The sequence below is a fragment of the Ferrovibrio terrae genome, from assembly GCF_007197755.1.
GTDB lineage: Bacteria > Pseudomonadota > Alphaproteobacteria > Ferrovibrionales > Ferrovibrionaceae > Ferrovibrio > Ferrovibrio terrae.
Window position 1 is genome coordinate 3,483,844 of sequence record NZ_CP041636.1, and the last position, 26,306, is coordinate 3,510,149.

At 62.8% G+C, this 26,306-nt stretch carries 25 protein-coding genes; 12 read left to right on the plus strand and 13 right to left on the minus strand.

Translation table 11 applies throughout. From position 1 onward, the window contains the following. Positions 1–6: 6 nt before the first annotated feature. The 7 genes from lepB to folK form a co-directional block, all read right to left on the minus strand. Positions 7–783, minus strand: a complete 777-nt coding sequence (gene lepB, locus FNB15_RS17015; protein WP_144257859.1) for a signal peptidase I — start codon at positions 781–783, stop codon at positions 7–9. Between the two features lie 83 nt (positions 784–866). Further along, positions 867–1,289 carry a holo-ACP synthase gene (gene acpS / locus FNB15_RS17020; RefSeq protein ID WP_144257860.1) on the minus strand — a complete coding sequence of 141 codons (423 nt, stop codon included), beginning with the start codon at positions 1,287–1,289 and terminating at the stop codon, positions 867–869. Then, complete coding sequence (locus tag FNB15_RS17025; protein ID WP_144257861.1) at positions 1,286–2,038, minus strand: pyridoxine 5'-phosphate synthase; 753 nt, start codon at positions 2,036–2,038, stop codon at positions 1,286–1,288. Before FNB15_RS17025 ends, acpS begins: the two co-directional genes overlap by 4 nt. 11 nt (positions 2,039–2,049) lie before the next feature. Then, entirely contained in the window at positions 2,050–2,637 is a 588-nt protein-coding gene (pyrE, locus tag FNB15_RS17030) for an orotate phosphoribosyltransferase (protein WP_144257862.1), read from the minus strand. A gap of 30 nt (positions 2,638–2,667) precedes the next feature. Further along, a complete protein-coding gene (locus tag FNB15_RS17035; protein ID WP_246068717.1) occupies positions 2,668–4,839 on the minus strand; it encodes a RelA/SpoT family protein in 2,172 nt (723 codons plus the stop codon). Positions 4,840–4,972: 133 nt separating this feature from the next. Beyond that, positions 4,973–5,383: a DNA-directed RNA polymerase subunit omega gene (gene rpoZ / locus FNB15_RS21530; protein WP_144257864.1), complete on the minus strand. Its 411-nt coding sequence runs from the start codon at positions 5,381–5,383 to the stop codon at positions 4,973–4,975. Between the two features lie 115 nt (positions 5,384–5,498). Then, positions 5,499–6,026 carry a 2-amino-4-hydroxy-6-hydroxymethyldihydropteridine diphosphokinase gene (gene folK / locus FNB15_RS17045; protein ID WP_144257865.1) on the minus strand — a complete coding sequence of 176 codons (528 nt, stop codon included), beginning with the start codon at positions 6,024–6,026 and terminating at the stop codon, positions 5,499–5,501. 90 nt (positions 6,027–6,116) lie between these two features. On the opposite strand from folK, the gene FNB15_RS17050 reads away from it, so the two are divergent. After that, positions 6,117–6,815, plus strand: a complete 699-nt coding sequence (locus FNB15_RS17050) for a LabA-like NYN domain-containing protein (protein WP_144257866.1) — start codon at positions 6,117–6,119, stop codon at positions 6,813–6,815. A gap of 33 nt (positions 6,816–6,848) precedes the next feature. Continuing rightward, positions 6,849–7,496, plus strand: coding sequence for a uracil-DNA glycosylase (locus tag FNB15_RS17055; protein WP_144257867.1), 648 nt, complete (start codon positions 6,849–6,851; stop codon positions 7,494–7,496). A gap of 25 nt (positions 7,497–7,521) precedes the next feature. Here FNB15_RS17055 and FNB15_RS17060 read toward each other — a convergent pair whose 3' ends face one another. Next, the gene (locus tag FNB15_RS17060) at positions 7,522–9,111 is read right to left on the minus strand and encodes an ABC transporter substrate-binding protein (RefSeq protein WP_185973594.1); all 1,590 of its coding nucleotides are present in this window, start codon (positions 9,109–9,111) and stop codon (positions 7,522–7,524) included. Positions 9,112–9,201: 90 nt separating this feature from the next. On the opposite strand from FNB15_RS17060, the gene FNB15_RS17065 reads away from it, so the two are divergent. Both FNB15_RS17065 and FNB15_RS17070 read left to right on the plus strand, forming a co-directional pair. Next, positions 9,202–10,728, plus strand: coding sequence for a M81 family metallopeptidase (locus tag FNB15_RS17065; protein WP_144257869.1), 1,527 nt, complete (start codon positions 9,202–9,204; stop codon positions 10,726–10,728). An 87-nt stretch (positions 10,729–10,815) separates the two neighbouring features. After that, positions 10,816–11,709, plus strand: coding sequence for a hypothetical protein (locus FNB15_RS17070; protein WP_144257870.1), 894 nt, complete (start codon positions 10,816–10,818; stop codon positions 11,707–11,709). Between the two features lies 1 nt (position 11,710). Here FNB15_RS17070 and FNB15_RS17075 read toward each other — a convergent pair whose 3' ends face one another. The 4 genes from FNB15_RS17075 to dapA are packed head-to-tail and all read right to left on the minus strand — an operon-like array spanning position 11,711 to position 14,854. Continuing rightward, positions 11,711–12,715: a zinc transporter ZntB gene (locus FNB15_RS17075; protein ID WP_144257871.1), complete on the minus strand. Its 1,005-nt coding sequence runs from the start codon at positions 12,713–12,715 to the stop codon at positions 11,711–11,713. A 30-nt stretch (positions 12,716–12,745) separates the two neighbouring features. Next, positions 12,746–13,417, minus strand: a complete 672-nt coding sequence (locus FNB15_RS17080) for a sulfite oxidase-like oxidoreductase (RefSeq protein WP_144257872.1) — start codon at positions 13,415–13,417, stop codon at positions 12,746–12,748. A gap of 33 nt (positions 13,418–13,450) precedes the next feature. Continuing rightward, positions 13,451–13,912: an SsrA-binding protein SmpB gene (gene smpB, locus FNB15_RS17085; RefSeq protein ID WP_144257873.1), complete on the minus strand. Its 462-nt coding sequence runs from the start codon at positions 13,910–13,912 to the stop codon at positions 13,451–13,453. A 6-nt stretch (positions 13,913–13,918) separates the two neighbouring features. Then, on the minus strand, positions 13,919–14,854 hold the full coding sequence (gene dapA, locus FNB15_RS17090) for a 4-hydroxy-tetrahydrodipicolinate synthase (RefSeq protein ID WP_144257874.1): 936 nt from the start codon (positions 14,852–14,854) through the stop codon (positions 13,919–13,921). A gap of 203 nt (positions 14,855–15,057) precedes the next feature. Between dapA and FNB15_RS17095 the strand changes: the two genes are divergently transcribed. The 5 genes from FNB15_RS17095 to pcaF are packed head-to-tail and all read left to right on the plus strand — an operon-like array spanning position 15,058 to position 21,053. Next, a complete protein-coding gene (locus FNB15_RS17095) occupies positions 15,058–17,172 on the plus strand; it encodes a lytic transglycosylase domain-containing protein (protein WP_144257875.1) in 2,115 nt (704 codons plus the stop codon). A gap of 21 nt (positions 17,173–17,193) precedes the next feature. Then, the gene (locus FNB15_RS17100) at positions 17,194–17,880 is read left to right on the plus strand and encodes a haloacid dehalogenase type II (protein ID WP_144257876.1); all 687 of its coding nucleotides are present in this window, start codon (positions 17,194–17,196) and stop codon (positions 17,878–17,880) included. Further along, complete coding sequence (locus tag FNB15_RS17105) at positions 17,877–18,740, plus strand: alpha/beta fold hydrolase (protein WP_144257877.1); 864 nt, start codon at positions 17,877–17,879, stop codon at positions 18,738–18,740. Before FNB15_RS17100 ends, FNB15_RS17105 begins: the two co-directional genes overlap by 4 nt. Positions 18,741–18,792: 52 nt before the next feature. Next, positions 18,793–19,800, plus strand: a complete 1,008-nt coding sequence (locus tag FNB15_RS17110; RefSeq protein WP_144257878.1) for a threonine ammonia-lyase — start codon at positions 18,793–18,795, stop codon at positions 19,798–19,800. A 50-nt stretch (positions 19,801–19,850) separates the two neighbouring features. Next, positions 19,851–21,053: a 3-oxoadipyl-CoA thiolase gene (pcaF, locus tag FNB15_RS17115; protein ID WP_144257879.1), complete on the plus strand. Its 1,203-nt coding sequence runs from the start codon at positions 19,851–19,853 to the stop codon at positions 21,051–21,053. Between the two features lie 62 nt (positions 21,054–21,115). On the opposite strand, the gene FNB15_RS17120 is transcribed toward pcaF, so the two are convergent. Then, positions 21,116–22,939: a methyl-accepting chemotaxis protein gene (locus tag FNB15_RS17120; protein ID WP_185973595.1), complete on the minus strand. Its 1,824-nt coding sequence runs from the start codon at positions 22,937–22,939 to the stop codon at positions 21,116–21,118. Positions 22,940–23,328: 389 nt separating this feature from the next. Between FNB15_RS17120 and FNB15_RS17125 the strand changes: the two genes are divergently transcribed. The 3 genes from FNB15_RS17125 to FNB15_RS17135 all read left to right on the plus strand — a co-directional run bounded on the left by FNB15_RS17125 (position 23,329) and on the right by FNB15_RS17135 (position 26,293). Beyond that, positions 23,329–25,350 carry a PhoX family protein gene (locus FNB15_RS17125; RefSeq protein ID WP_144257881.1) on the plus strand — a complete coding sequence of 674 codons (2,022 nt, stop codon included), beginning with the start codon at positions 23,329–23,331 and terminating at the stop codon, positions 25,348–25,350. Between the two features lie 159 nt (positions 25,351–25,509). Then, positions 25,510–26,013 carry a hypothetical protein gene (locus tag FNB15_RS17130; RefSeq protein ID WP_144257882.1) on the plus strand — a complete coding sequence of 168 codons (504 nt, stop codon included), beginning with the start codon at positions 25,510–25,512 and terminating at the stop codon, positions 26,011–26,013. Between the two features lie 61 nt (positions 26,014–26,074). Beyond that, positions 26,075–26,293: a hypothetical protein gene (locus tag FNB15_RS17135; RefSeq protein ID WP_144257883.1), complete on the plus strand. Its 219-nt coding sequence runs from the start codon at positions 26,075–26,077 to the stop codon at positions 26,291–26,293. Positions 26,294–26,306 lie beyond the last annotated feature (13 nt).

Below are 26,306 nucleotides of genomic sequence, written 5' to 3' on the forward strand. Positions count from 1 at the left end.
CCGGCCTCAGTTGATGCCAGTGAACATGCGGCCCCAGCGCAAGGCACCGAACCATGTCCAGGGCTTGAGCAGTGACGCGCTTTGATCGATGGAAATCCAGCGCACTTCCGCGCGGCCGATCAGGTGGTCGGCCGGTACATAACCCACGCCGCCAACTTCAACCGGCACGCGGCTGTCCTGCGAATTGTCGCGGTTGTCGCCCATCATGAAGAAATGGCCGGCCGGCACGGTATAGACGCCGGTATTGTCGCCGGCATTGTAGTTGTAGAGGTCGAGTGTGTTGTAGACGGCGCCGCCCGGCAGGGTCTCTTCCCACTGCGCAATGCGTTCCACCACATTGCCGAAGCGGTCGCGGCGCTCAAAGTCCTCGATGCGGCGACGCTTCACCGGCTCGCCGTTGATCAGGAGTGCGCCGTCGCGAACCTGCACACGGTCGCCCGGCAGACCAATCACGCGTTTGATGTAGTCGATCGACGGATCGCGCGGCCAGCGGAACACCACGACATCGCCGCGCTTGGGCGCCGAGCCGAGGATGCGACCATCGAAAACCGGTGGACTGAAAATGATGGAATACTTGCTGTAGCCGTAGGCGTATTTCGAGACGAAGACGTAGTCGCCGACCAGCAGGGTCGGCAGCATGGACTCCGACGGGATATGGAACGGCTCGTAAGCGACAGTGCGGATACCGATCGCGATCAGCACGGCATAGACGAGCGTGCGCAGGCTGTCCCAGAGATCGCCACCGCGCGTCTTCGCCTTTGCCACTGCCTGCTCCTGATCCATATAAATCAACCTCTTACGCGTAAAATCCGGCGCGCCGGAGCGGCGCATCAAGCCGTGTTCCGCCCCGCAAAGTCAAGCGCTGGCTAGGCGCCTGATCCGGCAGGTATTTTCGGCCTGGCCGAGATGATGATGATGGCTTGCGCCATGGGCGGTTCATCGGTCAGCGAGATATCGATCTGGGCCTCGTATCCAGCGGGTAACATACTCTCCAGCCGCGCCAGCGCGCCGCCTGTCAGCGCCATCGACGGCTTGCCGCCGCTCAGGTTGACCACGCCCATGTCGCGCCAGAACACGCCCTTGCGAAAGCCGGTGCCGAGCGCCTTGGAACAGGCCTCCTTGGCGGCATAGCGCTTGGCGTAAGACTCGATGCGGGTGAGCTGGCGCCGGTCCGACCGCGCGCGTTCGACCGGCGTGAAGATGCGGTTGAGGAAGCGGTCGCCGAAACGCTCTATCGTCTTCTCGATCCGCCGGATATCGATCAGGTCGGATCCCAGGCCGATGATCATGCCGATTTCGCGGTCAGGCCGCGCGCATCGTTCATCAGCGCCCTCATGCGGCGGATCGCGCCATCCAGGCCGCCGAAGATCGCCTCGCCGATCAGGAAATGACCGATGTTGAGTTCGATGATGGTGGGAATGGCGGCCACCGGCGTCACCGTCTCGAAATTCAAACCGTGGCCGGCATGACATTCCAGGCCAAGCTTTTCGGCATGGACAGCGGCCTTGCGGATACGCTCCAGTTCGGCAGCCTGTTCGGCGCCTTCGGTCTCGCAGTATTTGCCCGTGTGAATCTCGATCACCGGCGCGCCGAGCGCCTTGGCGGCATCGAGCTGTGTCTCGGAGGCTTCGATGAACAGCGAGACGCGGATGCCGGCCTCCGACAGTCTGGCGATCATCGGCTGCAGATGTGCAAACTGTCCGGCGGCATCCAGTCCGCCCTCGGTGGTGCGTTCTTCGCGGCGCTCCGGAACGATGCAGGCCGCATGCGGCTTGTGGCGCAGTGCAATCGCCAGCATCTCTTCGGTGGCCGCCATTTCAAGATTGAGCGGCAGGCTGATTTCGGCCATCAGGCGGTCGATGTCGCTGTCCGAAATATGCCGGCGATCCTCGCGCAGATGCGCGGTGATGCCGTCGGCGCCGGCGGCAGCCGCCAGCTTGGCGGCGCGCACCGGATCGGGATGCCTGCCACCGCGCGCGTTGCGGATGGTGGCGACGTGGTCGATGTTGACACCGAGGCGGAGGCTGCGCGCGGTCATGGTCGAACGTCCTATTTCAGGCCACGCGAGCCGGGCTTGATCGCCGGAATCTTCTGGAGTTCAGGCGGCAGTGCATCGGCCGTGTAGGACGGTACCTTGAAGCCGCAGAGCGCAAACAGCGGCACGCCGAGATCGACTTCGCCATCCGAGCGATCGACGATGCAGGAGGCCGCGACAGTGACGCCGCCATGCTCGGCGATGCAGTCGATACATTCGCGGCTCGACTTACCGGTGGTGACGACGTCTTCGGCCATCAGCACGCGGGCACCCTGCGGAATGTCGAAGCCGCGGCGCAGCGCGAATTTGCCATCGACACGCTCGGTGAAGATCGCCGGCACGCCGAGCTGGCGCGCCAGCTCGTAGCCCACCACAACACCGCCCATGGCCGGCGAGCAGACCAGGTCGACCGGCTTGGGACCATAAGCCTTGCGGAGCTTGGCGGCCAGCGCCTCGCACAGTGCGGCTGCGCGCTCGGGGAACATCAGCACGCGGGCCGACTGCATGTAGACCGGGCTGTGCAGGCCGGAGGTCAGCAGGAAATGGCCTTCCAGCAGGGCGCCGGAGTCACGGTAATGCTGCAGCACGTCCTCACGAGTCATGGTCTTCCGGTCTCTTTCTTGGTTTGCTGGTCAGCCACGGGCACGTTCCACCGAACTGATGACGGAGGTGGCGCGCAACGCCGCGATGATGTTGGTGAGATGCTTCACGTCACGCACCTCGATATCGACGAACATCTCGAAGAAATCGGTGGTGCGGTTGGTGATCTTCAGGTTCGTGATATTGCCCTTGTGTTTGGCGATGATGGTGGTCACCGCGCTCAGGGCGCCCGGCTCGTTGTTGATCAGCAGATTCACGCGGCCGACATGGCCATGCGTCTTTTCGGCATCCGACGGCGGATCCCAGGCCAGATCGAGCCAGCGTTCCGGCTGCTCGGCGAATTGCTCCAGCGTCTCGCAGTCGATGGTGTGGATGGTCACGCCCTTGCCGGTGGTGACGATGCCGACGATGCGGTCGCCCGGCAGCGGATGACAGCAGCCGGCGAAATGCATCGCCATGCCCGGGATCAGGCCGCGGATCGGGATGCCGCTGCCGGCCTTACTGTGATCGGTCGGCTGGCGATGCGGGCGCGGCAGCGGTGGGGCCTTGTCGGCCTCGTCTTCCTTCTGGCCGGGGAAGACAATGTTGATCACCTGGCGCGCGGTGAAATTGCCCTCGCCTACACCAACGAAAACATCGTCGGCATTGCGCAGCTTCAATACCTTCACGACCGGTTCCAGCACCTTTTCGGTGGCGGAGCTGTCATGCTCCTTGAACGCCTTGGTCAGGATCGCCTTGCCCAGTTCATGATACTGGCCGCGCTGCTGCTGGCGGATGAAGCGGTTGATGCAGGATTTGGCACGGCCCGACTTGACGAAATTCAGCCAGGTCGGATTGGGCGCCGTCACCTTGGAGCGCAGGATTTCCACCTGGTCGCCATTGCGCAGTACGGTGCGCAGCGGCACCACGCGGCCGTTCACCTTGGCGCCGACCGCCGTATCGCCGACATCGGAATGCACGGCATAGGCAAAGTCGACCACGGTGGCATCACGCGGCAATGCGATCAGATCGCCCTTCGGCGAGAAACAGAAGACCTGATCCTGGAACATGTTGAGCTTGGTATGCTCCAGGAATTCTTCCGGGTCCGAGGCCTGGTCGAGGATTTCCAGCAGTTCGCGCAGCCAGCGATATTGCCGCGCCTCGGCCTCCGGCGCCGGCGCATGGCTGCCGCCATTCTGCTTGTATTGCCAGTGCGCCGCGACGCCGAGATCGGCAATGGTATGCATCTCGTTGGTGCGGATCTGGATTTCGATACGCTTGTTTTCCGGACCGATCACCGTGGTGTGCAGACTACGGTAGCCGTTCTGCTTCGGCGTCGACAGATAGTCCTTGAAGCGGCCCGGCACCGAAGGCCAGGTCTGATGCACCACGCCCAGCGCGTGATAGCAGGCGGCGATATCGGCCATCACGATCCGGAAGGCCATGATGTCGGACAGCTGCTCGAAAGCGATGTTCTTGCGCTGCATCTTCTGCCAGATCGAATAGGGCCGCTTCTCGCGCCCTGAAACCCAGGCATCGACGCCCTGCTCCGCCAGTGTGCGCTTCAGCTTGTCGACGATACGATCGACCAGACTGCCGCTTTCGTTGCGCAGCTGATCAAGGCGCGCGATGATCGAGGCGCGCGCATCGCCGTTCAGTTCGGCGAAGGCCAGGTCTTCCAGTTCTTCACGCAGATCCTGCATGCCGATGCGGTCGGCAAGCGGGACGTAGATTTCCATCGTCTCCTTGGCGATGCGCCGGCGCTTGTCCGGGTCCTTGATGAAATGCAGCGTGCGCATGTTGTGCAGCCGGTCAGCCAGCTTGACCAGCAGCACACGGATGTCGTTCGACATCGCCAGCAGCAATTTACGGAAATTCTCGGCCTGCCTTGTGCGGTCCGACTGCAGCTCGATGCGCGAGAGCTTGGTGACGCCATCAACTAGCCGCAACACATCGGCGCCGAAATTCTTCTGGATCTCTTCCGGGGTCGCGACCGTGTCTTCCAGCGTGTCGTGCAGCAGGCCGGTGGCAATGGCGGTCGCATCCAGCTTCATGCCGGCCAGGATGCCGGCCACTTCGACGGGATGGGAAAAGTACGGATCGCCCGACGCACGTTTCTGCGCGCCATGCGCTTTCATCGAAAACACATAGGCGCGATTCAGCAAGTCCTCATCCGCCGACGGGTCGTAGGCGAGGACTTTCTCCAGCAGTTCAACCTGGCGCATGACTCGCGGGCGCATCGTCTTTGGTCCGTTCTCCGGTCACTCCGGCAAACGGTTGTTCCTAAAGACTTATTTTGGGCTAATTTCCGCCGGGGACAAGCCCAGCGGGCGGAAAAACGTTAATAAAGCCGCCGGATCACTCTTCAGTGGGAGCTGCCGGCTCTTCGGCAGCCTCTTCGGCCTCATCGCCGTCAGCTTCGTCGGCATCGACTTCATCGATGCCCATGCCTTCGGCGAGGTCTTCGTTGTCCTGCGGGACACCGGCCCACTCGCCCGACTGCATCAGGGCGGCCATGTTGTCCTCTTCCGGCTCGTCGACTTCCGGGCTGTCCTGCATATCGCCGATCATGCGCTGACGCAGACCTTCGATATCCACGGTTTCATCAGCGATTTCGCGCAGGGCGACGACCGGATTCTTGTCGTTGTCACGATCCACCGTGAGGGGCGCGCCAGTGCCGATGGCGCGGGCGCGCTGGGCGGCGATCAGAACCAGCTCGAAGCGGTTCGGGATCTTGGTGACGCAATCTTCGACGGTGACGCGGGCCATGGCTTACCCTCGGGCAAAACAGGAAAAAACAGCGGAAGCGGGTTATTAAGGGCCTTTCCGCTCCGATGCAAGGCCCCATTGAAGCAGAAACGTGGCCCCGAGGCCAAGGAATTCCTTATAACTTATTGATTCTTATAGGATGCGCTGCGGCAATCAGGTCCGGTAACGCTGCGCCACTCAGCGGATGGCGCCAATCAGGGACAATTTCCTGCAACGGCAACAGCACAAACCACCGGTCAGCCAGCCGCGGATGCGGCAAAACTAGGTCGCTGCCCTGCCCGCCAGTCTGCTGCTGGCCGCGATAATCGATCAGATCAAGGTCCAGCACCCGCGCTTCCCAGCGTTGCTGCCGGACGCGTCCGCAAGACGATTCGATCCGGTGCAGGGCCGCCAGCAGATCAACCGGCGACAGGACCGTTTCAATCTCGATCACACCGTTGATGAAATCGGGCTGCTCTGACGCCGGCTGCGGTCCGGATTGCCACCAGGAGGAGCGCTGCAGGATCGCGATACCCTCTTTGGCAAGCAGCGACAGCGCAGCTTCGAGCGTTGCATGCGGTGAACCATGTTCTGCGCTGGGCAGATTGGCACCAAGCGCGACAAAGATGCCGCCAGTTTTTGTTACAGCGTTTCCACTTGCCATCGCGATTGCAGAGTTAGCACACTGGCTGCATAAGAAGGTCGCATAACGCGTCAGCGTTTTTATACCAAAATTATATGATGAGGACAGCCAATGAAATTTTATCAGCAGGAGCGCGTCGCATTATTCATCGATGGCGCCAATCTCTACTCGGCCGCCCGCAGCCTCGGTTTTGAAATCGATTATCGCCGTCTGCTTGAGTCCTTCCGCAAGGAATCGCAGCTGGTGCGCGCCTTCTACTACACCGCGCTGGTCGAGGATCAGGAATATTCGCCGCTGCGCCCGCTGATCGACTGGCTCGACTACAACGGCTTCACCATGGTGACCAAGCCGGCCAAGGAATACACCGATGCCATGGGCCGCCGTAAGGTGAAAGGCAACATGGATATCGAGCTGGCCATCGACGTGATGGAAATGTCGCCGCATATCGACCATGTCGTGCTGTTTTCCGGCGATGGCGATTTCCGCCGTCTGGTCGAAGCCGTGCAGCGCAAGGGCGTGCGCGTCAGTGTCGTCAGCTCCACCCGCACGCAGCCGCCGATGGTGGCTGACGAACTGCGCCGTCAGGCCGATACCTTCATCGAGTTGCAGGACCTGATGCCGAAGATCATGCGCGACCAGACCGCGCGCGACCAGTCGCGCACCGCCGGCGTGCATGCCACGTTGCGCAGCGGTCAGAACAACGATCGGGGCAATGATCGTGGTGGTAATGTCGCGCCCTCCAGTCCAGCCCATGCGATGGACGATTTCGACGAGATCGACACCGCCGATCCGCGCAAGCATCTGCGCTGACCAGACTGCCCTGCCCTGATAAAGACTGTCCCGATGACGACTGCTGCTCCCGTCCTGCCGGGCCATGACTGCCCGCTCTGCCCGCGGCTGGCCGAATACCGCATGGCCAATCGCGCCACGTTTCCCGATTTCTTCAATGGACCGGTGCCGCCCTGGGGCGACCCGAATCCGAGACTGCTGATCGTAGGCCTCGCGCCCGGCGTGAAGGGCGCCAACCGCACCGGCCGACCGTTCACCGGCGACTATGCCGGCGTGCTGCTGTATTCGACGCTGATCAAGTACGGCTATGCCAAAGGCGAGTTCAAAGCCGATCCGAATGATGGACTGCAACTGGTGCACAGCCACATCACCAATGCGGTGAAATGCGTACCGCCGGAAAACAAGCCGACGCCGGCTGAAACCAAGACCTGCATGAAGACCTTCCTGTCCGGCGAGATCGCCGCGATGGAAAGCCTGAAGGCGATCCTGGTGCTGGGCCAGATTGCGCATATTGCGGTGCTGGATGTGCTGAAGATCAGGCGGGCCTCGGCGCCGTTCGGCCATGGCGCCGAGCACAAGCTGGCGAGCGGTGCGACGCTGTTTTCCAGCTATCACTGCTCACGTTACAACACCAATACCGGCCGCCTTACCGAGGCGATGTTCCATTCGGTATTCGACAGGATCAAGCAGGTGACGGGCTGAGCCCGTCACCTGCTTCTTTGTTGTCTTAAGCCTTCGGTTTCATCATCAGTGCATTGAAGCGCCGTTCCGGGCGCGGCGTGATGGCGATAGCCGCCTTGCTGGCCATTTCGGCATTCGGATGGAAGACCGGGATGATCGCCTGCTCGTTCATCGAAATCTCGATGGCGGCCTGCACCAGCGGCTTGCGCTTCACCGGATCCATCTCGGCCTGGGCCTTCTCGATGGCCGCGTCGATATCAGTATGCGAGAATTTGGTGCGGTTGGCTGTGCCATAGACGCCGCCTGGGGTATGCACCAATGCACGCGGACCAATGGACGCCTCTTCCGTGCCGTACTGCGCCATGAAGACGGAATATTCCTGCTTGGTCGCCTGCGTGAAGAAGACCGTGCCAGGCAGCGCCTCGACGGCAACCTGCAGGCCGATCCGGCTCCAGAACTGGCCCACGGCCTGCGCGATATCCTTGTCCTTCGGATAACGGTCGCCGGTCGCATGCAGTGTGATCTTGAAGCCGTTGGGATAACCGGCTTCCTTCAGAAGTCCCTTGGCCTTTTCGACGTCATAGGGATCGACCTTCAGCTTGGTGCTGGTGCCGTCAAAGCGTGACGGCAGGAACTGCGAGGCCGGCGTGGCCGAGCCATCCAGAATGCGGTCGACGATCAGCTGGCGGTTGATCGCCAGCGACAGCGCCTTGCGCACGCGGCGGTCTTTCAGCGGATTGCCGAGCAGCGCCGGCTGGCCGTCCTTCGCCGAGATGAACGGGCTGACGTCGCGCACAGCGTCCATGGCGATGTACTGCACGGTGGCCGAGGCGCCGCTGACGACATTAAAGCGCTTATCCTGCTTGATGCGCGGGATATCGATTGTGGGGACCTCATCGATGGCATCCACATCGCCCGACAGCAGCGCCGCGATACGCCCGGCATCGCCCTTGATGACTTTCTCTGTCACCTTGGCCCAGGGCTGCTTCTCGCCCCAATAGGCATCGTTGCGGGCCAATACCAGCTGCTGGCCGTTGACCCAGTCGGTCACCTTGTAGGGACCGGTGCCGATGGCAGCGCCCGCAGCGCCGTTGTTGAAATCTGCGGTGCTGCCGGTGACATATTTCTTCGAGATGATGAAGACACGCGCCAGATCGGATGCCAGGGTTGGTGTCGGCGTCGCCGTCTTGAAACGGATTTTATGATCGCCCAGCTTCTCCGTGGACTGGATGGACCGCGTGAACTGCGTGAAGGGATTCGGACTGTTCGGTACCTTCGGCACGCGCTCCAGCGTGGCGATCACATCATCTGCGGTGAAATCCGAACCATCGTGGAATTTCACATTCTGGCGCAAATCGAATTCCCAGGTGACAGGATCGATGTTGCGGTAGGCCGTGGCAAGCCCGGGCACCAGACGCAGCTCGCTATCGAGTGCCAGCAACGCATCGAAGATCAGTGAATGCGATGACCCTTGCGGGAAGCCGTTGAAGAAATGCGGGTCGAGCGTGTTGAGCTCGAGCTTGGTACCGAGCACCAGTGCGGGGCCGCCCTGCGCAAAACTGCGCGAACCAATTCCGGCTGCTGCCAGCGTCGCAATGGTTCCACTCATGAACAGGCGGCGAGAAACTGGGAGCATGCCGTTTTTCCTTCTGGTTTTTGGCGTCGCGTCGGACCTATAACAAACGCCTTCGTTCGTTGAGTCAATCAGACAGGGTGACATTAAGCCATGCCGCGCAGTTATCGCATCGCCATTGGTGGCTTCATGCTGGAAAGCAACGGCCATGCGCCGGTTTCGACCCGCGAGGAGTTCGAGGCCGCCGTGCTGCTGGAGGGCGAAGGCCTGCTGGCCGATCTCGCCAGCCGCAATCCGCGCAGTCCGACCACGCTGACCGGTTTCACGGGTGAAATGGACCGCCTGGCCGACTGGGAACGCGTGCCGCTGGTGATGGCGGCCGTTGGCGCCTCGGGGCCGGTGGACCAGGACTTCTTCGACTGGGTGATGGAGCGCCTGCGCAAACTGCTGCGCGACGCCGGCCCGGTGGATGCGGTATTCCTGTCGCAGCATGGCGCGGCCACTGCGACGGCCGACATCGATCCCGATGGCACGGTGTTTCGTGCTGTGCGTGAAATCGTCGGACCCGATGTGCCGGTGGTGGCAACGCTGGATCTGCACGCCAATGTCAGCCCCGCGATGGTGGACCTTGCCGACATTCTGGTCGCCTATCGCGAGAATCCCCATACTGACATGCCGGAGCGCGGCGCCGATTGCGCGCGCCACCTGAAAGCCATGCTGGATGGCATGAAGCCGTATTCGGCCTTCGTGAAGCTGCCCTTCATTCCGCCGTCAACGAGCCAGAACACCAAGTCCGGGCCTTATGCCGATGTGATCGCCTATGGCCAGAAGAAGGTTGGCCCAGAAGCAGGCTTGGGCGTGATCGATGTGTCGATTTCCTCTGGCTTCTCGCTGGGCGATACGCCGAAGAACGGCATGTCCGTGATCGTGACGGCAACGGATATGAAGCAGGCGGAGGCCGTTGCCCGCGATGTTGCCAGCCATTGCTGGAGCCAGCGCCAGCGCTTCACCACCAATCTCACCAGCCTTGAGCGTTGCACGGAGATGGCGCTGGCCTGCAGTCGCGATCCGGCCAGACCCGCCCTGCTATTCGCAGACGTGGCCGACAATCCCGGCGGCGGCGGCCGTGGCAACACGGCTTATATCCTCAGCGCCTTCCACAAGGCAGGCGTCACCGGTTGCGCCATCGGGCCAGTGTATGACCCTCTGCTGGCCGCCGAGGCGCACAAACTCGGCATCGGCGCGAGTTTCGAGGCAAAGTTCAACCGCGACGAAACCACCACCTTCTCCGAAGCCTTCACTGCACAGGGCAAGGTCGTAGCACTGAGCGACGGGCTGTTTGTCGGCCGTCGCGGCATGGCGGCGGGCCGCACGCTGGATATGGGCCCGGCAGCGGTCGTGCAGGTCGACGGCATCCAGGTGGTTGTCACTACCAATCGCCACCAGGCGCTCGATCCGATGTTCTTTGAAACCTTCGGCATCGACATCACGGCCTTGCGCAGTCTGGTGGTGAAGTCGCGTGGCCATTTCCGCGCCGGCTTCGACGAGTTCTATCCCGATGAGCGCATCATCGAGGTGGATGTGCCCGGCCTGACCACACCGATGCTCAAAAACGTGCCCTGGCGCCAGGTGCCGCGGCCGATCTATCCGCTGGATCCGGAGACGGAATGGGCGCCATGAGCGCCTATTCTTCTTGAGAACATATTGGCAACATGCTATAATTCACGTCTATATTAAGCAAAATCAATAACTTGATTGGTATTCGCAATGATCCAGACCTCGATCATTCCTGACCATCAAACCGTCTTCGGTCATCTGAGCAGCCGGTTTGATCTCGAGGCCGCGATGCAGCCCCTTCTCGGGCGGACCCCGACACTGCAGCGCTACGATCTGTCGCTCGACCTGCCGACACTGGAAACCGCCTGCCGCGAGGTGATCGGTCACCATGGCCTGCGCGGCTTCCGCAACACGGCCGACGATGTCGCCAGCCCGGCCTATGGTTCGCTGTCGCTGACCTGCAATCCCGATGTCGCCGGTGATCCGCACAGCGCCACGCTGGGCTCAGCTCACTTGCGCAATGGCCAGTATTTCTACGGCACCAGGGATACGCAGGCGCAGATGCCGAAGCTGAAAGGCGACTATTACGACAGCTATGGCTTTCGCCAGCTCACGCCGGCCGCCAACCATGGTGCGCTGGGTGAGCTGCTGCGCGGCTTCACCCTGCCGGTGATCCGCTCGCGCCTCAGCGTGATTCCGGGCGACAATCCGGAAGCGTTGAAGGACAGCTACGGCTGGCACCGCGATGAAAACATCTTCCACAATCTGCGGATCAACATTCCGGTCTGGACGGCGCCGGAATACCTGCTGGAAATCGAGGCCATGCTGCCGCAGCCCGAAGCCGGCTCGGCCACCGCACAGCGCCATCACCTGCGGCGCGGGTTTGCCTGGTCATGGGATACCAATCAGCCGCATCGCGTCTTCGCCAGAGGACTGACCGCGCAGTCGCGCTGCCATCTCGTGATCGGTCTGGCGCCATGGTTCGACTACGATGCTGCGAATGATGCCTGGTCACCCAACCAGTGGTTCGGGCGCGTGCACCCGCATGATCTGGTCGCCGATGGGCTGGCGCATCCGCTGATCCGCGCTGGCAGGCGCAGTTAGATCAGAGCCACTTCATCTTGCGCAGCAGCGCCACTTCGGCGACCAGCAACCCAAGCGTGATCCCGCACACCGCTGCAAAGGCCCAAGGCTCGTCGGCAAAGGGAATGCCGGCGACATTCACGCCGAGCAGACCGGCGATCAGGCTGGGCGGCAGCAGGATGGCGGTCAGCGCGGTCAGGCGATTGGTGGTCGCAGCAATCTGCTCGCTCATCAGCGTGGTCAGGTCTTCATGCAGGATGGTGAGGCGATCGCGCAGTGAATCCAGCGTTTCCACGCTGCGCAACACTTTATCGGTAAGCTCGCGCAGGCGCTGGCGGTCACGCGGCGAAATCCAGTTGCCGGTCGCGCCCTGCAGGCGGAACATCGCTTCGCGTTGCGGCGCCATATAGCGGCGCAACGAAATCACGCGCCGCCGCATGTCGCTGAGTTCGCCACGCGCTTCGCGCACGTCGCATTCTTCGATCTGATGATCGAAGGCATCCACTTCGTCCTCAAGCTGCTCAAGCACCGGTTCGATATACTTGAAGACGCGACGGGCGACCTTGGTCAGCAGATGCCCGATATGCAGCGGCCCCTGCCCCTCACCCAGGTCTTCGCGGATATCGCGCAAAGCGTGCAGGTAATGATCCTTGTCGCGCAGCGAGATCATGCGATGCTCGTCGGCCCAGAAATGAATCGGCACCAGATCGAGCGTATTCTCATGCGGATCGCGATTGACGCCGCGCAGCACGGCAATCAGGCCGGTATTGGTTTCCTGAACGCGCGGCCGCGACTCTTCGGCCAGCAGCGCGTCACAGACCACCATGTCCAGGCCGCTTTCTTCACGCAACCACTTGGCCGTGGTCGGATCGTCGCGTTCCAGATGCACCCAGAGTGCTCCCTGGGCTGGTCGCCACCGCCGGATTTCATCCCAGCCAATCTCGCGCGCGCCGCCAGAGCCATCCAGAATCATGGCGAAGCGCAGGCCGGGCTGCTGGCCGTAAATCAATCCGCGCTGCTGGTCCATGCGTCCCCCGACTACACAAACTGGCCGGCCTCAGCCGTACCGCTCTTCTTTCCACGGGTTGCCGGTATTGTGATAGCCGCGCACTTCCCAATAGCCCGGCGCATCGCGATCCAGAAACGCGATATGCTTAACCCACTTGGCGGATTTCCAGAAATAGAATTGCGGCATCACGATCCGCACCGGTCCGCCATGCTCGCGGGTCAGCGGTCCACCTTCCCAGGAATGCGCCAGCAGCACGTCCGCGGCGGAAAACATTTCCAGCGTCACATTGGTGGCATAGCCGTCATAGGACTGAAACACGACATGCTTCACTTCGGGCCGGGGCCGCACGGCCTTGAGGAAGTCGCGCGCCAGCACGCCCGACCACTTGTTGTCGTAGCGCGACCAGGCGGTGACGCAATGAATGTCCGAGACCGTGTCGCTCTGCGGCAGGTCGAGGAAATCATTCCAGTTCAGCTTGAGCGGCTTTTCCACCAGGCCACCGACCGTGAGCTGCCAGCGATCCAGCAGGATGTTGGGCTGCACGCCGAGATCGAGCACCGGCCAGTCGCGCGTCAGGCGCTGGCCCGGCGGCAAGCGGCGCTTGTCGGGTGACGAGGCCTCGCCGGTCAGCAGCCGGCCATCCTTGGCCCATTGCTGTTTGGAGGCGATCAGCTTGTCCTTGATCTGGCCGAGCAGTCCGGGCTTGTAGTCGTCGCTCATCACTTGCCTCCGTCTGCCCGCCAAGAGGGCCGGCTAGTCCTTGGTCTTCAGCAGCCGGTGCTGCTCGCGCTTCCAGTCGCGCTCTTTCTCGGACGCACGCTTGTCATGCAGCTTCTTGCCGCGTGCCAGCGCGATCTTCACCTTGGCGCGGCCACGTTCGTCGAAATATATGGTCAGCGGCACCAAAGTCACGCCGCCGCGCTGCAGGGCGCCGATCAGCTTGTCGATCTCGCGATGCTTGAGCAGCAGCTTGCGATGACGCCGCGGTTCGTGATTGAAGCGGTTGGCGCCATGAAACTCGGGAATATGCGAGTTGATCAGCCAGATTTCGCCGCCCTGTTCGGCAGCGTAGGCATCCTGGATGCTGGCGCGACCATCGCGCAGACTCTTCACCTCCGAGCCGACCAGAACCACGCCGGCGTCGTAGGTGTCATCCAGATGAAAGTCGTAGCGCGCCCGGCGGTTTTCGGCCACCGTGCGCGGTTGCTGCGGCATGAAGAGCTACTTCTTCTTTTTCTTGCCGCCCTTGGCCTTGGCAGCGGACTTGCCACCCTTGGCCTTCGGACCGACAAGACCGAGCTGCTTGACCAATGCCTTGACGCGATCGGTTGTCGCCTTGGACGGCCGTGCCATCGGCAGACGCACCTCGTCGGAGCAGATGCCCAGCATCGCAGCCGCATATTTCACCGGGCCCGGGCTGGGCTCGGCGAACAAAGCCTTGTGCAGCGGCATCAGCTTTTCCTGGATCGCCAGCGCCTTGGCCTGTTCACCGGCGAGACTGGCTTCCTGCATCTGCGACACCAGCCTGGGCGCGATATTGCCGGTCACCGAAATACAGCCGGTGCCGCCATGGGTATTGAACCCCAGCGCGGTGGTGTCGTCGCCATCCAGCTGGCAGAATTTCGTGCCCGATGCGATACGCTGCAGCAGCGGACGCTCCAGGTTGCCGGTGGCGTCCTTGACGCCACGGATGCGCGGCAACTTCGATAGCGCGGCCATGGTCTCGACCGACATGTCGATGATGCAGCGTGGCGGGATGTTGTAGATGAAGATCGGAATCTTGGTCGCGTCGTGGATCGCCTTGTAATGGGCGTACAGTCCAGCTTGGCTGGGCTTGTTGTAGTACGGCGTCACGATGAGTGCGGCATCGGCTCCGGCTTCCTGGGCATGCTGGGTCAGCTCGATCGCCTCGTCGGTCGAGTTCGAACCGGTACCGGCCATCACCGGAACGCGGCCGTGCGCCACCTCGATGCAGATTTCCACCACGCGCTTATGCTCGTCATGGCTCAGTGTCGGGGATTCGCCCGTGGTGCCGACCGGCACCAGGCCGTGCGTACCCTGGGCAATCTGCCATTCGACGAAATCGCCGAACGCTTTCTCGTCCACCTGCCCCTTTTTGAACGGGGTGATGAGTGCGACGAAAGAGCCCTTGAACATGGTGGTTCCTTTACCTTTGCGCGTTACGAAACGGGTTGCCGCGACCTTACTCGCGCCGGCAGCCCCAAACAAGGGCAAGCCGAGCTTTTGCGCCGGTCGGCTGGCTGCTATCATCCATTTGGATTTGCGAGAGATTCGCCGTGCCGCTGCATTGTATCGATTGTCCCTCTGGTCGCTCGCGCCCCAATCTCAATTGGGGCCTGATGGCAGCCCTGCTTGCCGGGCTGTGCCTTGTCGGAATCGCTCCGGCCATCGCCCGCCAGCCGGTTCCGGAAACCAAACCCGCCCCGGAACTGGCCTCAAGCAGCACGGCTGCTCCGGTACCTTTGGCCAAGCCGCGACGCGGCACACCGCCGGCACGGCCCGAGCAGACCCGCCTGCCGGCCCAGCATGAAATCCTCAGCGCCACCGATCGCGAGATCGGACGTAAAGCCCTGCAGGAGGCCGCCGCCTTCCGCTTCGACGCCGCGCGGCGCATAGCCGCCACGGCCAGGGAGCCGATGATCGCCCAGCTGACCCGCTGGCTCTGGCTGCAGACCGCGAACAGCGGCGCCAGCTTCGAGGAGATCACCCAGTTCATCAGTACCAAGCCCGACTGGCCGGCCCGCGAAGCGCTGCTGCGCCGTGCCGAGGAAGCCATTGACGGTGCCACGCCCGAGGGCCGCGTCCTCGCCTGGTTCGACACGCATCCGCCGGAAACCGGCCTCGGCCTGCTGCGGCTGGGCGAAACGCTGTTGCGACTTGGCCGAGAGAAGGATGCCTTTCCGGTCATGCGGCGCGCCTGGGTCGACGGAAACCTGTCGCAGCGCGACGAGAAGGTGCTGTGGAACGAATTCGGCAACCGCTTCACGCTGGCCGATCATGCCGCGCGCGCTGATCGCCTGCTGTGGGATGGCAATATCGAGGCCGCGCGCCGCATGCTGCCGCGCCTCGGCGAAGAGGCCCGTCAACTGGCCGAAACCCGTATCGCGCTGGCCAACAACGTGCCGGGCGCCGAAAAGATGGTGACCGCCCTGCCCGCGCATCTGCGCGACGATGGCGGCCTCAATTACGACCGCATCCGCTGGCAGCGCAAGCGCGGCATGAGCGATGGCGTCGAAGCCCTGCTCTACAACGCTCCGGATGATCTCGGCCGCGCCGAGAAATGGTGGGTTGAACGTCATTTCCGCGCCCGCAAGGCGATGGCCGAAGGCCGCATCTCGGAAGCTTATCGTCTGGCTGCCGGTCATGGCGTATCGGGCGGCGCCGCGATGGCCGAGGCCGAATGGCTGGCCGGCTGGATCGCGCTGCGCCTGCTGCAGGAGCCCAGAGCTGCACTGAAGCATTTCACCACCCTGCAGGACGCCGTGCGCTTTCCGGTCAGCCAGTCGCGTGCCGCCTACTGGCTCGGCCGCACCCACATGGCATTGGGCGATACCGAACGGGCGCGCCAGTCGTATGCCCAGGCGGCACTGCATGGCACCACCTTCTATGGCCAGCTGGCCGCCCATGAGCTCAACCCCAAACAGACACTCGACCTCCCGGATGCGATCCAGCCTACGGCAGAGCAGGCGCGCCAGTTCCAGCGCCGTGAAGTGGTGCGGGCGTCGCAGATCCTGGTCGAACTCGATCAGGAAGAGCGACTCCGCCCCTTCATCATGCGTCTGGCCATCACCGCAGTGACGCCGGAAGAGCACAAACTGGTCGCGCAGCTCGCGCGCAACCTGCGCCGTGTCGATCTCGCGGTGGCATCCAGCAAGCGTTCCGCACGTCAGGGCATCATCCTGCTGCATGAGGCTTTTCCGCTGGTCGAACCGATGCTCCGCGTCGATGAACCGGAAACCGCCCTGGTGCTGGCATTGTCACGGCAGGAAAGCGAATTCAACCAAACCGCCGTTTCGCCGGCTGGCGCGCGTGGCCTGATGCAGCTGATGCCAGCTACCGCCAAGGGCGTGGCCAAGGAACTCAAGCTCGGTTTCGATCAGGGCCAGCTGACGCAGAATGCCGGCTACAACGTGCAACTCGGCTCGCATTACCTGAAAGGCCTGTTGCGCAACTGGGACAACAACTTCGTCCTGGCACTGGCTGGTTACAATGCCGGCGAGGCGCGCGTGCGCCGCTGGATCCAGGATTGGGGCGATCCGCGGCAGGCGAATGTCGACGTGATCGACTGGATCGAACTGATTCCCTTCTCCGAAACCCGCAATTATGTGCAGCGGGTGCTGGAAAGCGTGCAGGTCTATCGCCATCTCCTGCATAACCAGCCGGGGACAGTGGACCGTATCTACATCGACATGCGCGGCACGCCTCGGCAAGCCTGCAGCACACCATCCTGTTGATCCAAGGGCCCTGCTGATCCGATGACACGCGCTGAGGGAATCAAGGCCTGCCTGTTCGACGCTTACGGCACATTGTTCGATGTGAATTTCGCCGCGCGCGCCCTGGCCGATGAACTGGGGCCGCACTGGCAGCCACTGGCCGAAACCTGGCGCGCCAAGCAGCTGAATTACTCCTGGCTGCGCAGCCTGATGGGCGCTCACGTCGATTTCCGGCAAGTTACCGCCGATGCCCTCGATTTCGCGCTGGAAGATCGCGGCCTGCAGGATGCCGGCCTGCGGCAGCGCCTGCTCGACCTGTACCTGAACCTCGCCTGCTATCCGGAAGTCCCGGCCATGCTGCAGCAGCTGAAGGACGCCGGCTTTGTCACCGGCATCCTGTCGAACGGCGCGCCCGCAATGCTGGAGGCAGCCTGCCGTTCGGCTGGCATCGATACGCTGATCGATCACCTGATCTCGGTGGAGGATGTTGGCATTTACAAGCCCGACCCCCGCATCTATCGGCTGGCGATGGAAAAGCTCGTTCTGCCGGCACATGCCATTGCCTTCCACAGCAGCAACGGATGGGACATCCATGCCGGCAAGCGCGCCGGCTTTTACGCGATCTGGATCAACCGCAGCGGCCAGCCGGCCGAACGCCTGCCCAATCCACCCGATGTCGTGTTGCGCGGCCTGGCCGAGGTGCCGGGCATATTGGGTCCCGCCGCATGATCGCCGAATTCCGCGAGAACCATTTCCATAGCCATGACGGCCTGCGGCTGTACTACCGCGATTACGGCGACCGCACAGGTCCACGCACGCCACTGCTCTGCCTGTCCGGCCTGACACGCAATTCAAACGACTTCCATGAATTCGCGCTGCGGCATGCGGCAACGCGGCGCGTGATCTGCCTCGACTATCGCGGCCGTGGTCGTTCCGCCCACGACCCGGACCCGATGCATTACGAAGTGCCGGTCTATCTGGACGACATCCAGCATCTTCTGGCGGTAACGCATATCCGCCGCGTGATCGTGACCGGCACATCGCTGGGCGGCATCATCGCCATGGCATTGGGCATGGTGATTCCCACGCTACTGGCCGGCGTGATCCTGAACGACATCGGCCCCGATGTAAAAGAAGACGGCCGCCAGCGGATTGCCGGTTATGTCGGCCAGGCCGTGCATGTGCCGGACTGGACCGCCGCCATCGCCCATATTCGTAAGGGGTATGGCGCGGCGTTCCCGGTGATGGACGATGCTGGCTGGAAACGCATCGCACGCGGCACCTTCATCGAGACGGCCGCCGGTAGAGGGCTTGCGCTGGCCTATGACCTGAATATTTCGGTGGCGCTGCGCGAACAGGCCAAGGTTGCACTGCCTGATCTGTGGCCGCTGTTCCGCAGCCTGCGCCCCCTGCCGGTGCTGGCCCTGCGCGGGGCGCTGTCGGATATCCTCACCGCCGATACCTTCATTCGCATGAAGCGCGAGCATGCCGGCATGATTGCCGTGACCGTGCCCGATGTCGGCCACGTCCCGATGCTGGATGAACCGGCAGCCGAAACCGCCATCGATGCCTTTCTGGCAGACCTGTAACACAGCGGGACGCATGCTATAGTTCCGGCTCCCGTCCAACAGCGAGCCGAACATGAACGCGCCTGCAAAACTGCCTGCCCTGCCCACCGTCAGCGATGTCGAGGATGCCGCTCGCCAGCTGCGCGGCGTTGCCATCCGCACCCCGTTGCTGGAAAGCCAGTTCCTCAACGAGCGCCTGGGTGGCCGCCTGCTGATCAAGGCAGAACCGCTTCAGGTCAGCGGCTCATTCAAGTTCCGTGGCGCGTATAACCGGATCAGCCGGCTGAATGCCGAAGAACGCAAACGCGGCATCGTCGCCTTCTCGTCCGGCAATCACGCACAGGCCTGCGCTTGGGCTTCCAGGATCACCGGCACGCCGGCCGTGATCGTGATGCCGAGCGACGCGCCGAAGATCAAGATCAGCAACACCCGCGCCTATGGCGCCGAGGTGGTGCTGTATGATCGCCACAAGGAAGATCGCGAAGCCATCGGCCGGCGCTATTCGGATGAGCGCGGCATGACACTCGTACCGCCGTTCAACGATCCCTATATCATCAGCGGCCAAGGCACTATCGGCCTGGAGATCGCCGCGCAATGCGCCGAGCGCGACATCAAGCCCGATGCCGTGCTGGCGCCGGCGTCTGGCGGCGGACTCATCTCCGGCATCTCGCTGGCAATCAAGGACCGCCTGCCGGGCACCGATGTCTACTGCGCCGAACCCGACCAGTTCGACGATATCGATCTCTCGCTGAAGGCCGGCAAGATCGTTGATCATGCCGGCAAAGGCACAACCTTCTGCGATGCGCTGATGGCACCGCACCCGGGCGACATCACCTTCGGCGTGATGAGCCGTAACCTGAAAGGCGCGGTTTCCGCGACGGACGCCGAAGTCGAGATCGCCATGGCCACCGCTTTCAACTACTTCAAGCTCGTGGTCGAACCCGGTGGTGCGGCGGCTCTGGCCTCTGTGCTGAATGGCAAGGTGCCGTGCGCTAACCGCACGGTGGTCGTGGTCTGTTCGGGCGGAAATGTTGACTCCTCGCTTTACTCCGCCATCATCGCCCGCACGCCGCCGGTCTAAGCACTGGCGTCGTTTATTTCACTCGGCCGCGAGACCTTAGGGAGAGACATATGACCGAGGCATTCATCTGTGACGCCATTCGTACGCCGGTTGGCCGCTATGGCGGTTCGCTGTCAAGCGTACGCGCCGACGATCTCGGCGCCGTGCCAATCAAGGCACTGATGCAGCGCAATCCGGCCGTCGACTGGGAAGCCATCGACGACGTGATCTATGGCTGCGCCAACCAGGCCGGCGAAGACAACCGCAATGTCGCCCGCATGTCGCTGTTGCTGGCCGGTCTGCCCGAAAAGGTGTCGGGCGCGACGGTCAATCGTCTGTGTGGTTCCGGCCTGGAAGCTACCGGTGCAGGTGCCCGCGGCATCAAGACCGGCGAGTTCGATCTCGTTATCACCGGTGGCGTGGAAAGCATGAGCCGTGCCCCCTTCGTGATGGGCAAGGCCGAGAGCGCTTTCTCGCGCACCGCCGAAATCTATGACACCACCATCGGCTGGCGCTTCGTCAACAAGCTGATGAAGCAGAAGTTCGGTGTCGACTCCATGCCGGAGACGGCCGAGAACGTCGCCGAGCAGTATCAGATCAATCGCGCCGACCAGGATGCGTTCGCGCTTCGCAGCCAGCAGCGTGCGCTGAGTGCGATCAAGCTCGGCCTGTTCGAGGCCGAGATCACCTCGGTGACGATCCCGAGCCGCAAGGGCGACCCGGTGGTCGTGGACCGCGACGAGCATCCGCGCGACACCTCCATCGAGGCACTGGCCAAGCTGCCGACGCCGTTCCGCCAGGGCGGCACGGTCACTGCCGGCAATGCCTCGGGCGTGAATGACGGCGCTGCCGCGCTGATCCTCGCGTCCGAAGCGGCCGCCAAGAAGCATGGCCTGACGCCGCGCGGCCGCGTGATCGCCACGGCGACCGCTGGCGTGGCGCCGCGCGTGATGGGCATCGGCCCCGTGCCCGCCACCGAGAAGGTGCTGGCCAAGGCCGGGCTTTCCATTCGTGACATGGACGTGATCGAGCTGAACGAAGCTTTCGCCGCCCAGGCGCTGGCCGTACTGCGCCAGCTCAACGTGCCGGACGATGCCACTTACGTGAATCCGAATGGCGGCGCGATTGCCATCGGCCATCCGCTCGGCATGAGCGGTGCCCGCCTCGTCACCACGGCGCTGAATCAGCTGGAACGCACCGGCGGCCGCTATGCGCTCTGCACGATGTGCATCGGCGTCGGCCAGGGCATCGCCATGGTGATCGAACGCGTCTGAGCAGCCATAGCTGCTGCAAAGCGAAAGGGCCGTCCAATGGGCGGCCCTTTTTTTGAGATCGATCAGGCCGTCTTGTAGCCGATGCGGAAGCCGCCCCAGTGGCGGCCCTGCACCGTGATGGGCGCGGACATGTCCTTCATCAGGATGAAGACACCGCCGCCCATGTCACGGCGATAGCACTGCAGCAGATACGGTTTGATGTTGCGGCCGCAGGCCAGGCCGACCGGATCGTTGAACAGGCGGCGGTTGCGCGAATTGGCCGTATTCCAGACCGGATCGCTGCCCTGCGGCTGGCAGTATTTCAGGTTGTGGGTCGGGATCAGGCCATTGCGGTCGATGCCGACGCAGAAGGCAATGTTGGGATTCGATGTCAGCAGCGGCTCCTGCACCTTGGGCAGGAATTCGTCGGTGAACTTGAGGAACCGCGTCATGTATTGCTGCGGATTGGTGCCCTTGATCGGCACGTAATTCTCGTCGAACAGGTCTTCCATGCTGAGCTGGCCGCGCCGCACGGCATCCTCGAAACCTTCACTGATCCGGGCTGCCGCATCCTTAGCAGCAACCAGGAACGGCCGGTCCTCGGTGGTGGTGACGAAGGCGATCTGCGTGGCCAGATTGGCGACCTGCTGGTCGATATCCTGGATCGCCTTGCCGGTACGCTGCACTACGGCGAGATAGCCGCGCGTCGCCGCGTTGATCTCGCTGATCGAACCGGTGACAGCATTGACGCGGCTGGACTGGTCTGTGCTCGCCTGCTCAATCTCGTCAAGCTGCTGGCCCATCGAGTCAATCGCCTCGACAATTCCGTTCAGTACTTTTCCGGTTTCACTCACCAGCGTCACGCCGGACTTCACCTTGTCATCCGACTGCTTGATGATCGCGCCGATATCCTTCGAGGCATTGGCCGAGCGCTGGGCCAGCGCGCGCACTTCCTGCGCCACCACGGCAAAGCCCTTGCCGGCTTCACCCGCACGCGCGGCTTCGACCGAGGCGTTCAGTGCCAGCAGATTGGTCTGGAAGGCGATCTCGTTGATCAGCGAGGTGATCTCGGAAATGCGTTGCGACATCTCTGCCATTTCATTCATGGCATCAACCGAACGCCGTACCACTGTCACGCCATTCTGGGCCGCGGCGCGCGCCTGTTCGGCGCGCTGGCTGGCGCGCTTGGCTGCTGCTTCGTTGGCGCGGGCCGCCTCGCTGAGCGAGGCGGCGTCGGCCGCGGTGCGGTCGAGGCTGTCGGACTGCGCTTCAGCGCTCTGCGCCAGCCCCTTGGCTTCGCGATTGAGTTCGACAGAAGCACTGGAGATCGAGTTCGCGGCCTGCACGATGGTGCCGATCACGCCGCCAAGCCGCTCGGCGGCCTGGATCGCGCCATCGCGGATGACGGCGAAATCGCCGCCGTAACTGTTGTCCACGCCGGTCGACAGGTCGCCTTCGGCCATCCGTGCGAACAGGACCTTGAGGTCGCCCACAACACCATCCAGCGTTTCAGCCATATGATTGAAGCGCGCAGCCAGGTCATGCGCCTGCGCCTCGCCCTCATGCGCGGCAACGCGCCGGTTCAGCACGCCGCTGTCGATGTCGCCGCACAGTTCGGCGATTTCGCTGATGACAGCGCTGTCGGATTTCTGCACGCGGTCGAGTTCAGCCTGCACGTCGGCCAGTCGACGCTCCAGTGCCTCACGCCGGCTGGTTTCCTCGTCCCAGCGTCGCGCCATGACCTGCAGCGGTTCGCGCAGATCGGACGGCGCAATGTCGGCCTGCCCGGCGCTGGCCGGCCAGTTGCGCAGCATATCGGCAACGGCAGACCCGCCGCCTGCCAGCGACACAATCATCGCACCGCCAATGATGACTGCGACCAGACTGATGATCAGCGGCAGCATCATGCCGCCGGCTGTTTGACTCGCACCCCAGACCCAACCGCCTGCAACAACGATCAAACTACCAATTGCCACGCCAATGCGCAGACCCGTGGGCAAACCAGAAAACATGCTCAACTCCTCCCGCGTCGGACGTGTATTTCGAACCCAGAGCCCTGTTGGGTTCGGACGTCCGCTCATGCCCTGTTTTTTGACAGTGTAGCGTAATGAATACCCGGTTGGGCAGAATAAGCCGGTAGTCTAAGCCCTTAGCCCCATCCGACTTTAGTCGAAAATTTACATCCGTTCGCCGCCCGGTTGCGGATGAGTTTCATCCTCTCGTCACATGGACGCGCTACCCATCGGCTTCCCCAGCGCCGCCGAGTCCGGCGGTTTCAGTACGTCCAGGAGCCCCTATGGCCAGCCCCGCGTCCCCGATCCCTCTCAGCCGCAGTGAGGCCTACGAAGAGTCGCAGAATGTCGGCATCAATCCGAGCGACAATGCCACCATCGCCGAGGTGATCCGACGCCGTTACGGCCGCCGCGATGTACTCAGGGGTCTGCTAGCGGGCACGGCGGTCGCGGGCCTCGGCGGCACCGGCCTGTCTGTTGCTTTGCCTGCCAGCGACGCTCAAGCACAGGTAGCATCGCGCTTTACCTTCACCGAAATCAGCCACGGCGTCGATCGCACGCATCATGTCGCGCCGGGCTATGACGCCGATATCCTGATCCGGTGGGGCGATGCGGTGATGGCGGATGCGCCCAACTTCGATCCGCAGCACCAGACCGCCGCCGCACAGATGAAGCAGTTTGGCTACAATAACGACTTCATCGGCTATCTGCCGCTCCCGTTCGGCAGCCAGAGCGCCGATCGCGGCCTGCTTTTCATTAACCATGAATATACCAGCGAAGAGGTCATGTTCCCCGGCATCGGCCGGCAGGAAGCCAAAGACAAACTGTTCAAGGACATGACCCGGCCGCTGGTCGAGATCGAGATGGCGGCGCATGGCGCCAGCATCATCGAGATCCAGAAAAATGCCGATGGGAAATGGGCCGTGGTCAATGGCAGCCGCTATGCCCGTCGCATCGATGCCGGCACCACAGCGATGGAACTGACCGGCCCGGCCGCAGGCCACGCCCGCCTGCGCACCAAGGCTGATCCGACCGGTCGCAGTGTGATCGGCATGTTGAACAACTGCGCCGGCGGCATGACACCCTGGGGCACGGTGCTGACCGCGGAAGAAAACTTCCATGGCTACTTCTGGGGCAAGCTGGATGCCGGCCACTCGGAAGCGCGGAACCACAAACGCTATGAGGTGCCGGGTAACTGGTACAACTGGGGTCAGCATTTTGATCGGTTCGATATCGCCAAGGAACCGAACGAGGCCAATCGCTTCGGCTGGCTGGTCGAGATCGATCCTTACGATCTGCAATCCGTGCCGAAGAAGCGCACCGCGCTAGGCCGCTGCAAACACGAAGGCGCCGCGGTTGTTGTGAATGGTGATGGCCGGGTGGTGCTTTATTCCGGCGACGATGAGCGGTTTGAATATGTCTACCGCTTCGTCTCGGCCGGCCGCTACAACGCCAGCGACCGCCGTACAAATTCGGGCCTGCTAGACGAAGGCACGCTGTCGGTGGCGAAGTACAATGCGGATGGCTCGGTGGACTGGCTGCCGCTGATCTTCGGGCAGGGCCCGCTGACCGCCGCCAATGGCTTCAACAGTCAGGCCGATGTGATGATCGAAACCCGCCGGGCCGCGGACCTGCTCGGCGCCACCAAGATGGATCGCCCGGAAGACATCGAGGCCAATCCGGCCACCGGCAAGGTCTATGTCATGCTGACCAATAACACCCGCCGCAAGGACGACCAGCGCGACGCCACCAACACCCGCGCCGCCAACGAATGGGGCCAGGTGCTGGAGATGATCCCGCCTGGCGGTGACCATGCGGCCCCCAGGGCCAGCTGGTCCCTGCTGGTGCAGGGCGGCAATCCGGCCGACGCGAAAACCGGCGCGAAATTCCACCCTTCCACCACCAGGAACGGCTGGTTCGCCTGTCCCGACAACGCCGCCGTCGATCCGCAGGGCCGGCTGTGGATCACCACCGATCAGGGCGAGGCCTGGCAGAAGGCCAGCGGCACAGCCGACGGCGTCTGGGCATTGGAAACCGAAGGCCCCAATCGTGGCCTGGGCAAGATGTTCTTCCGCGTTCCGGTCGGCGCGGAAATGTGCGGTCCGTGCTTTACCCCAGACGGGCGCACCCTGTTCGTGGCGGTACAACATCCTGCCACCGATGGTGGCGAGGGCTTTACCCGGAGTGGCAAGGGCTCGACCTTCGAGGATCCGGCAACACGCTGGCCGGACTTTCAGCCGGCCATGCCGCCGCGACCTTCGGTAGTGGTGATCACCAAGCGGGATGGCGGCATCATCGGCAGCTAGCGGCCGTGAGCATCAGCCCAGGTTACGATTTGTGAACCCGGGCTGATGCTATACAGCGCCTGCCCCGGTCGATATAACCCGAAATGCCCGCACGGCGGGCATTTCGCCCACTTCATTCATGCAAGAATGCTGGGGCATTCTGGTGGGGAACGGCTGGGCATGGCCAAGGCCGAAAAAGCAAAGTTCATCAAGGCGCCGCAGGACCTGCGGCAGAAGGCGGTCAACTTCCACACTGGTGTCGACCTGACGCTCACCGATGAGGTGCGCAGCCGGATCGAGGCGGTGATTACTGAATCCGCCGATGCCTTCTCCAAGGATGTGCTCGACAAGCTGCGCGAGATGCGCGTGCAGGTGAAAGCGGCCGAGGACGATGCGCTGTCGCGCATTTTTATTCTGACCACAATTTCGGAACTGGCCTTCGACATTAAAGGCATGGGCGGCACCTTCGGCTACCCGCTGCTGAGCCACCTGGCCAAGTCACTGAAGGACTTCATCACCGAACTGGCCCTGCCCAATGAGGCGCAGCTTGAAGTCATCAGCATCCATGTCGATGCCATGTATGTGGTGCTGGCCCAGGGCGTACGCGGCACCAGCGACAAGCTGCAGAAGGACCTGCTCGATAACCTGAGCATCGCTGTCAGCAAGGTGCGCGATCCGGTTTAATGCTGCAGCATTAACCATTTTCCGCCATACTTCGCTAACGTTTTGCCAGCAGTGTAGCGCCATGGACAACAGTTCCGACGCTGAGATTTACCGCACGGCCCGCGACCTGATCGCCGATTACGGCGCACGGGGCGCGGAATCGCATGCGAACCGCCAGCTCACCGAGATGACGCTCGCCAGCAATTTCGTCGGCATGCTGGTCTGGCGCCGCATCCTGCGCGCGGTCAAAGGCATGAACTCCGCCAGCGCGAGCAGCTCCGCCACGTCCCGCCGGCGCTGATATCCCGGAAAAA